The organism is Geobacillus sp., from assembly GCF_017515625.1.
Lineage (GTDB): Bacteria > Bacillota > Bacilli > Bacillales > Anoxybacillaceae > Geobacillus > Geobacillus stearothermophilus.
Map to the genome: position 1 here is coordinate 1 of NZ_JAFWFM010000178.1, position 7,906 is coordinate 7,906.

Below are 7,906 nucleotides of genomic sequence, written 5' to 3' on the forward strand. Positions count from 1 at the left end.
AAGCCGATGTCTTGTACACGATGCCGCTCGCCAGCCCGCCCAGCCGCGATCCGGAAGAGCCGAACACGGAAGTATCGATTCGTGGACCCAAAGATGGATTTATTGAAGAAATCAGCAAAAATGTCGCCCTCATTCGCAAGCGGCTGCGCTCACACCGGCTCGTCTACGAACCGTTTGTCATCGGCACACGCAGCCAGACAAAAGTCGGGCTCCTCTATGTCGATGATATTGCCAATACAGAAATCATCGACGAGGTGAGAAGCCGTCTGCTCAGTTTGTACATCGACTCGGTGACAAGCACCAACCAAATTGAAGAGTGGTTTTCCGACACCCGTTTTTCTTTGTTCCCGATGTTCGGCTACACCGGGCGGCCCGATTTTGCCGTCAATTCGCTCCTCAACGGCCGTTTTATCATCTTGGTGGACGGGGCGCCGACCGCCTTGATCGGACCGGGCAATTTAACGTTTTTGCTGAACACGGCGGAAGACAACAACACGCTTTTCTTGTTTGTCGTGTTTCAGCGCCTGCTTCGGCTCGTCGGCACTTCGGTCGCCATTTATTTGCCGGGCGCCTGGGTCGCCTTGACCTGCTTCCATCCGGACCAGCTTCCGTTCACCTTGCTGGCGACGCTCATTTTGTCGCGCCAAGGAGTGCCGCTTCCGGTGCCGCTGGAGATGTTTGTGATGATGATTTTGTTTGAGGTGTTTAAGGAAGCCGGGATGCGGCTGCCAATCGCCATCGGGCAGACGCTGTCCGTCGTCGGCGGCTTAATCATCGGCCAGGCGGCGATCAACACCGGGCTCGCCGCCCCGGCCACACTCGTCATTGCCGCCATTTCCGTCATCTCGACATTCACGCTCGTCAATCAAAATATGGCCGGCAGTGTCACCTTGCTGCGCTTTATTGTCTTGACGGCTTCCACCGTTCTTGGCCTGTTTGGCTTCATTCTGTCGCTGTTTTTCATCTTGACTTATGCGGTCAACTTGCGCACCTGCGGCGTTCCGTATCTCACGCCGCTGGCGCCGCCATCAAAAGATATCGGGAAAGTCTTTATCCCGAGTACATGGAAGCAGTTCCGCACGCGCAACCGCATTGTGCACCCAAATGATCTCATTGCGAAAGAGAGGGAACGAAAATGAGGAAGCGGCTCTTTCCCGTCATCGCTTCCGTCATCTTGCTCAGCGGCTGTTGGGACACGCGCAACATCGATCACATTGTGTATATTCATGCCATTGGGGTGGATTATAAAGATGGCCAAGTGGTCGCCTACGTTCAGCTGGTTGGTTTCACCGCCCTCGCCAAAGTCGAGGCCGGAGGCGGCAAAGAGAAAGCGGCCGTTTCCATCGGCAAAGCCGCTGGCGAAACGTTTAATATCGCGACCGACAAAATCTACCCTTCCATTCAACAAAGGGTGTCATGGGGCCATGTAAAAAGCATTGTCTTTACCAAACGGGCCTTGCAAAAAGGCATCGTGGCCGATGTGATCGACGTGCTGAACCGTTACAACGAAATTCGCCATACAGCATGGGTGTACGCCACCGATGAGCCGCTGTCCGAGCTGTTTGAAGCGACGCCGCTGTTAAACGCTTCCTCGTATTATTCGCTGTTGTCCAATCCGGAAGAAATCTTTCAACAAAGTTCGTTTATCCGCCCGATCCGGCTCAGCCGGCTGATTGTCGATATGGATGAAAAAGCCGATACGGCAAGGCTTCCGTATTTAACGCTCGACCGCCGGCGCTGGATCGAAAATAAAAAGCCGAAACCGATGCTCGCTGTTTCCGGCGTGTGTTTTGTCCACCATTACAGCCTCCAGCAATGTGTCCGCCGTTCCGATCTAGAGGGACTTCGCTGGCTCGAACACGACATTCGCCGCACCCCGATTTATGTCAAACAAAAAGGGAAAACGGTCGCCTCTCTTGTCGTCCGGGACCCGAAAACGAAATGGTCGGTCAAAGTGAAGGATGGAGAGCCTGCGTTTACTGTCCAAGTGCAGGCGCAAGGCGCCATCACCGAACTGCGCAAACCGCTCTCGCGAAAACAACTGACCAAACTGGCGGAACAAACGGTGAAGCAGGAGATCCGCCGCTTGTATGAACTTGGCAAGAAGCAGCAGATCGATATATTGAATCTGTCGGAGCAGCTGTATCGCCAGCGTCCGGATCTCTGGAAAAAACATCAGATCAACGGCCTCATCCCACTCCATAACAACACGCTATTCGTAAACGTCGAGCTCGTCATCAGTGCATCTGGAAAAGAAAAGCTGAATTACCGCGCTGGCGATTGAAAAGACAAAAATGAAGCGCCCTCTTGCCTGCGCTCACGCTGGGAAATGGGGCTTTCTCTGGTGGCAAGGATCAAGTATAATTTAGCCATATTAAGATCTATGGTTGGAACGGGGGAGAACGATGGGGGTTCATACGGAACGAACAAGCGCCGTCAGCATGACCGTCTACCCGATTTTTGTTCGCATCAGCCTCGGCCACTTTTTGAACGATGCGATGCAGGCGGTCATCCCGGCGCTCTTTCCGATTTTGCGCTCGACGGCGGCTTCGTTTACGCTCGCTGCCGCTCCTTGGCGCCTTGGCGGTTTGGCTGCTGAAAGACCGGACATAGCCAATGCATATTTTTCTTTCAATCTCTTTCCGCTATAATGAAAGGTGATGATGTCTATTCAGTTAGGAGATTTTTCGTATGGCCGGTTTATACATTAACCAGCACGTCTTGAACAACTTATTTTATATTTTAGTCACGATCTTTGCCTTTTCCTTTATTTATGACCATAGTCGAGCGATCCGGCAGCGCCCGCTCTATGGCCAAGCGCTGCTTGGCGCTTGCTTGGCGTTGGCGGCCGTTTTGTGCATGAAATTTCCGATTTACATGGATCCGCTGTGCGTCCATGATTTCCGGCAAATTCCGTTTTTGCTTGGGACATTGTATGGCGGCGGCGCGGTCGGGGCGGTGCTGTTTGTTGTCTTGATGCTGGCACGCACCGTTTTGTACGGATTTCAGCCGCTTACGTTGATCGTTTACACCATCATGTTTGCCATAGCGGCGGCCGCCTCGCCGCTGTTTCGCAAGCTACCGCGGCCGAGCAAGCTCGTTATGTCGCTTGGGCTGACGTTTTTGCTCGCGGTGCTGACGACATTTGTCGCCGTGATGATTGCTGATTTTCCGGTAACGAGGCCGTATATCGCGTATTTCATTATAATGCCGCCATTCGTCATGATGTTCGCTGTCTATTTGATGGAGACGCTTCATGAGGCACAGCTCGCTCGAGCGGAGCTGATGAAGATGGAAAAAATGGAGATCGTCAGCCAAATGGCAGCCAGCATTTCCCATGAAATCCGCAACCCGCTCACCGTCGTCAAAGGATTCATCCAGCTGCTGCAAACGGGTCGGCTGCCGCGCGAAACCGAAGAGCGGTACATTCGCATCGCCTTAGAGGAACTCGAGCGGGCGGAAGCCATCATCCGCGACTATTTGACGTTTGCCAAACCGGCGCCAAAAGAGACCGAGCCGATTGATGTCGCCACCCAGCTTCAGAAAGTGCTGCAAATGATTACGCCAATGGCGCATATGCATTCGATCCATGTATCCTCTTCCCTCGAACATGGTGTCGTTATCGGAAACGTACAATATTTCCAACAGTGTTTTCTCAACTTGTTGAAAAACAGCATTGAGGCGATGCCGAACGGCGGCACGCTCCATGTTGCGGCCGAGAACCGGGGGGCATCAGTCGTCATTACCATTTCCGACAACGGCGTTGGCATGACGAAAGAACAAGTGCGCCGCTTCGGCGAGCCATACTTCAGCACAAAAGAAAAAGGCACTGGGCTTGGGGCGATGGTCGCCGTCAAAATCATCGAACAAATGGGAGGAACGTGGACGATCGAAAGCGCCGTACAAAAAGGGACGACGTTGACGATCACGCTGCCGGCAAGCCGGTTGCGGCCGCCGACGGCGGAACAAAGCGCCGCCGGCTGATCGAAAAAACGGATGCCCTGTTTCGGACATCCGTTTTTTCTTGGTGATTGGCGCGATCACTTGACTTCCTCAAAATAATCTTTGTAAAACCCGCCGACTTTTCCGCTGTTGTCAATGACAAAATAAAACTCGTCCGTTTCGTTTTTTACTTCATATACTTTGCCCGGCGTCAATACATTGCTGACCATGTACTTTTCCGCGTTCGTGTGAACGCACTTTACTTTTTTGATCGTCGGCCGGGTCGCCCATGTGTGATGAATCATGGCGTCATCTCCTTCTCTTTATATTTTTCCCCTTCTTTATTGTAGCGACCCGGACAACCGGCTGCAACGTCCCATTCGCCATTTGCCGCTATGGCCGACGCCTCAAATCGTTGGCGGCGGCGGGCAACCGTGCTAACGACCTGTTGCTACGGCTCATCGCGCACCCCCTCAAATTCGATGATGCGCCCGCACGGCTCAACCATCGTTTCGCCGTTCGTTTCCACTTCGCGGAAAATTGGCTGCTCGATGCGGCGGATGGGGCGGTAGCCTTCCTGTTTCATTCGCGCTAAACAGGCGGCGATCGTTTCCCCTTCCGCTACCGTAAACCGTTTTTTCTTCATCGCTTCCGGCGCGTTTGTCAACCATCAGGCGCGCCTCCCTCCTTTCCCCTTTAGGTTGCCCAAAAAAGAAGCCGGATGTTTCATCCGGCCTAGCACGTTTTCTGCACATATTTTCGGTACAGCCCGTACAGCTCCGCCGCCTTGTACGTTTCAATTTTTTTCCGTCCAACCGGATGACGGGCGATGCCTGCCTTTTTCAACTCAGCCACAAGCCATCCTTTCGAGCCGAAATGCGCCATGGGCGCTCCCCCCCTCTTTTGTCATCCGCTTGTCTTTATGATGTATATGTGTGCAAAAAGGGAGCAAGAACATTGTTGTCCATAATGGCATAAAACAAAAAAAGAAGCGGCTTCTGCGCCGCTTCCTTTGTTTACGCTGATGGCGATTTATGCTTTTTTCCCTTTAAGAAAAACGCCATCATTAACGCCAATACCGTCAAGCAGGTGGCGACGAAAAAGGCGTCGTTAATCCCTTCGACAGTCGATCTCTGCTGCACGAGCCCATACAGCAGCTGCACCACCGCTTCATCGCTCGGAATCGCCTGCTTCAGCTGGCCGACAAGGCTCATGAAAAACGGATTGTTTTCCGTCATCTCATTTCGGTACATGTCCGCATGGAATTTGGCCCGGTTGGACATGATCGTCACCAAGAACGCCGTTCCGAGCGAAGCGGCCACTTGGCGGATCGTATTGGACATCGCCGTGCCGTGGCTGTACAAATGGCGCGGCAAGGCGTTCAATCCTTCCGTCATAATCGGCATTCCGAGCATCGACATGCCGAACATGCGGAAAATATAAAGCCAAATTAACTGGCTGTACGGTGTATCCATCGTCAGCTTGCTGAATTCCCACGTCGTGGCCGCGGTGATGATCAAGCCGACGATCGCCAGCGCCCGCGCGCCGATGCGGTCAAACACCCAGCCGGAAATCGGCGACATGATCGCCATGACAATCGCTCCCGGTAGCAACAGCAAACCGGCATCAAGTGGCGTAAAGCCGCGCAAGTTTTGCAAATACACCGGCAGCAACACCATGGCTGCAAACATCGCCATATTGATGACCGATCCGATGACGGTCGCCAACGTAAACACTGGGTAGCGGAACACACGGAAATTGAGCACCGGATGCTCCGAGCGGAGCGAACGCCATGTGAACATGATCAAGAACAAGACGCCGATGATAAGCGACACAACGACTTCCGTCTCGCCCCATCCTTTGCTGCCGGCTTCGCTGAAGCCATACAGAACGCCGCCAAACCCGATCGTGGAGTAGACCGCCCCTTGCACGTCCAGCACCGGATTGCCTTTACGCGGCATATGTTTCAGCCAGGCGGAGGCGAGCACAATGTCTACAATCGCGATCGGCAAAACGACGTAAAACAACAGCCGCCATGTATAATGTTCGACAAGCCATCCGGATAACGTCGGCCCGATCGCCGGCGCGAACATCATGGCGATTCCGACCGTCCCCATGGCCACTCCGCGGCGTTCCGGCGGGAAAATCGACAACATAATGACCATCATCAGTTGCATAATAATGCCGGCCCCGACCGCCTGCGTCAGCCGCCCTGCGAGCATGACGGCAAACGACGGAGCGATCGAGCAGACAAACGCGCCGATGGCGAAAAACGACATGCCCGATAAAAACAACCGTTTCGCTGGAAACTTGGCGATTAAAAACGGGCTGATCGGGATAAGCACCCCGTTGACGAGCATATAGCCGGTCACGAGCCATTGAATCGTCGACGTTTCCACGTTGAAATCTTGCATCATATGGGGCAAGGCGACGTTGATCAACGTTTGGTTCAAGATGGCGACAAACGCGCCCAGCATGACCGTCGCCACAACCTTGCCGCGGCTGCCGATATCCCCGAGGCCGCCTTGCCCGGCTGGAGCGGCCGGGCGCCCATCCGTTCCTGTCGACGGCTCTGCTTTCGTTTCCGCTAACGGTTGAGCGTTGGCTTCCGCAGCTTCATCCGCCGCCTTCCCTGCAGCTGAAGCCGGTTTGCGGCGGCGCAGCGCGATGTTGACCGCCGCCAAAACCAAAACGGCAAACACAATATAACCAATGACAAATGTTGTCATGTCCCATCACCTACTTATGGATGCGGACGGTGACGTTCATGCCCGGCACAAGTCCGGCTCCGCTGTAGTTGTCAATGGAAATCGTCACCGGGATGACTTGGGTCACTTTCGTGTAGTTGCCGGTCGCATTGGAACTTGGCAGCAGGCTGAACGTATTCGCTGTCGCGTTGCCAATCTTTTCGACTTTGCCGCTGAATTTGCGGTCCGGATACGCATCGACATAAATATCGACGTCTTGCCCGACTTTCACGTCTTCAATATCGGTCTCTTCAATGTTCGCCGTCACCCACAAATCGTTCAAATCAAACCCTCGGGCAAGCGGCGTCCCCGCGGCGACAAACGAGTCTTTGACCGCGTTTTGCTGCACGATCGTCATCCGATGCGGCACTGTCACCGGAATCGTTGTTTTGCCGTCAAACACCTCGCCGATTTCTTCCCCAGCTGAGAAGGTTTTTCCCGTGTCGCCCCGCCAGGATGTTAACTTCCCGGACAGCGGCGCAGCGACGGAGATGACCTGGCCGTCGATGCGGGCGTTGTCCGTTTTAATGTAGTTCGTTGCTTCATTCACATAGTAGTAGGCGGCAAAGCCGCCGCCGACAAGCAAAATGAGCACAATGATGTTCAGCGCAACCAGTCGTTTCACGTTCACGTCTATTCCTCCCCGAGTAAAATCGCTTTAATTTTTTCATGAAGATGCAAAAACTGTTCAATCTCCTCTGGAGAGACGAGTTCTTGAATGCGGCCAAGCCGCCGGCGCAGCACCGACTGCTCGCCAAACGCTTCCGACACCGTCTCTTTTCCTTTTTCCGTCAAACTCAAAATGACCGCGCGCCGATCTTGCTTCGACGGCTCTCGGACAACAAGGCCGGCGCCGACGAGCCGGTCAACCGTGCCGCTGACATTGCTGTTGCTTAAGTTTAATTTTTCCGCCAAGTCATTCAGACGAATATGCTCTTTTTTCAGCAGCGTATATAAGACGATCAGCTGCACCTCTGTCACCCCGACGCGGGCGGCGTCCTCGCGGATGAGGCGATAAAGCGCCTTTTGCGTCCGGAAGACAGCATACATGATGTCCCGGCTGATCCCTTCCATTCATCCCCCCTCCTTGCCTCATCGGTATTGTCAAAAGTTTATCCTCCACACTCACGGTTTTCCCTTGAGTTTCAACGGTTGGAAGAAAAAAAGCTTGCCACCCCCGTTGTTTTCGGCCATCATTGAGGTAACGACACCCAACA

The 7,906-nt window shown here is 53.8% G+C and carries 9 protein-coding genes and 1 pseudogene; 4 read left to right on the forward strand and 6 right to left on the reverse strand.

The window, feature by feature from the left end:
* The 4 genes and pseudogenes from IKE44_RS10475 to IKE44_RS10490 all read left to right on the forward strand — a co-directional run.
* The coding region (locus IKE44_RS10475; RefSeq protein ID WP_287465848.1) for a spore germination protein at positions 1 to 1,139 on the forward strand (1,139 nt) is incomplete at its 5' end.
* Positions 1,136 to 2,284, forward strand: coding sequence for a Ger(x)C family spore germination protein (locus IKE44_RS10480; RefSeq protein WP_049626708.1), 1,149 nt, complete (start codon positions 1,136 to 1,138; stop codon positions 2,282 to 2,284). The genes IKE44_RS10475 and IKE44_RS10480, both read left to right, overlap by 4 nt.
* A 121-nt stretch (positions 2,285 to 2,405) precedes the next feature.
* Positions 2,406 to 2,543, forward strand: a pseudogene (locus tag IKE44_RS13770) (MFS transporter); the annotation flags it as partial.
* Between the two features lie 148 nt (positions 2,544 to 2,691).
* The gene (locus tag IKE44_RS10490; RefSeq protein ID WP_055358640.1) at positions 2,692 to 3,984 is read left to right on the forward strand and encodes a sensor histidine kinase; all 1,293 of its coding nucleotides are present in this window, start codon (positions 2,692 to 2,694) and stop codon (positions 3,982 to 3,984) included.
* 56 nt (positions 3,985 to 4,040) lie between these two features.
* On the opposite strand, the gene IKE44_RS10495 is transcribed toward IKE44_RS10490, so the two are convergent.
* The 6 genes from IKE44_RS10495 to IKE44_RS10520 form a co-directional block, all read right to left on the reverse strand.
* Positions 4,041 to 4,247: a DUF6501 family protein gene (locus IKE44_RS10495; protein WP_014195730.1), complete on the reverse strand. Its 207-nt coding sequence runs from the start codon at positions 4,245 to 4,247 to the stop codon at positions 4,041 to 4,043.
* Positions 4,248 to 4,393: 146 nt separating this feature from the next.
* On the reverse strand, positions 4,394 to 4,588 hold the full coding sequence (locus tag IKE44_RS10500) for an NETI motif-containing protein (protein ID WP_033015194.1): 195 nt from the start codon (positions 4,586 to 4,588) through the stop codon (positions 4,394 to 4,396).
* A gap of 89 nt (positions 4,589 to 4,677) precedes the next feature.
* Entirely contained in the window at positions 4,678 to 4,827 is a 150-nt protein-coding gene (locus IKE44_RS10505; protein ID WP_011231104.1) for a YflJ family protein, read from the reverse strand.
* Between the two features lie 131 nt (positions 4,828 to 4,958).
* Entirely contained in the window at positions 4,959 to 6,671 is a 1,713-nt protein-coding gene (locus IKE44_RS10510) for a DHA2 family efflux MFS transporter permease subunit (protein WP_064213438.1), read from the reverse strand.
* A gap of 10 nt (positions 6,672 to 6,681) precedes the next feature.
* A complete protein-coding gene (locus IKE44_RS10515; protein WP_061581026.1) occupies positions 6,682 to 7,320 on the reverse strand; it encodes an HlyD family secretion protein in 639 nt (212 codons plus the stop codon).
* 2 nt (positions 7,321 to 7,322) lie between these two features.
* Entirely contained in the window at positions 7,323 to 7,763 is a 441-nt protein-coding gene (locus tag IKE44_RS10520) for a MarR family winged helix-turn-helix transcriptional regulator (protein WP_011231100.1), read from the reverse strand.
* Positions 7,764 to 7,906 lie beyond the last annotated feature (143 nt).